This window comes from Pseudomonas sp. R62, from assembly GCF_000257605.1.
GTDB lineage: Bacteria > Pseudomonadota > Gammaproteobacteria > Pseudomonadales > Pseudomonadaceae > Aquipseudomonas > Aquipseudomonas atacamensis.
In genome coordinates, this window is the sequence record NZ_JH635999.1 from 323,444 (window position 1) to 324,574 (window position 1,131).

1 protein-coding gene is annotated in these 1,131 nt (G+C 63.0%); it reads left to right on the forward strand.

From position 1 onward, the window contains the following. The coding region (locus OQK_RS31490) for an AMP-binding enzyme (protein WP_038861437.1) at positions 1-1,131 on the forward strand (1,131 nt) is incomplete at both ends.

The window sequence follows — 1,131 nt, forward strand, 5'->3', positions numbered from 1 at the left end:
AGTTCTTCACCAACGGCTACGGCCCGACCGAAACCGTGGTCACGCCGATGCTCTGGAAAGTCGCCATCAGCCAGCACTGCGAAGCGGCGTATGCGCCGATCGGTCGCGCCGTCGGTGCGCGTTCGCTGTACGTGCTCGACGACGATCTGAATCCGCTGCCGCCGGGTTTTGCCGGTGAGTTGTACATCGGCGGTTACGGCGTCGCTCGAGGTTATTACGGGCGCCCCGACCTGACCGGCGAACGCTTCGTGCCCAACCCGTTTGCCCCTGGCGAGCGCCTGTACCGCAGCGGCGATCTGGTGCGCCGTCGCGCGGACGGCGTGGTCGATTACGTCGGGCGCATCGACCATCAGGTCAAGGTGCGTGGCTTCCGCATCGAGCTGGGCGAAGTCGAGGCCAGCCTGCGTCAGTTGCCGGCGGTCAGCGATGCGCTGGTGATTGCCCGCGACAATGCCTCCGGCAAGCAACTGATCGGTTATGTGGTCACCGCCACGGGTGATGATATCGGCGATGAACTCAAGGCCGGGCTGCGTGCTTCGCTGCCGGAATACATGGTGCCGGCGCAGATCGTCTGCCTCAGCGCGTTCCCGGTTACCCCCAACGGCAAACTCGATCGCAAGGCCCTGCCGGAGCCGGAGTTCAAAAGCGACGAATATGTTGCCCCGCGCACCGAGCAGGAACGCCTGTTGGCGGAAATCTGGGCGCAGGTGTTGCAGGTCGGGCAGGTCGGTATCAGCGATAACTTCTTTGAACTGGGTGGCGATTCGATCCTCAGCCTGCAAGTGATCTCGCGGGTGAGAAACCACCCGACGCTGCAGATGGAGCTGAAGCTGCGTGATCTGATGCGTTATCAGACCATCGCCGGCATTCTCGAGCAGCAAGTGGCGAAGGAGGGCGCCGGGCAAGCGCTGCCGGACCTGACTCAGGTTGCCGCAGAGGGCGCGTTCAATTTGCTGCCGATCCAGGAGTGGTTCTTCGCCGAAGGCATGGCCGAGGCGCATCACTACAACCAGTCGTTGCTGCTCAGCGCACGTCAACCGCTGGATCTTGATGCACTGGAACAGGCACTGGGCTTGATCGAACAACATCACGATTCGCTGCGCCTGCGTTTTTCCAACGACGGCGGGCGCT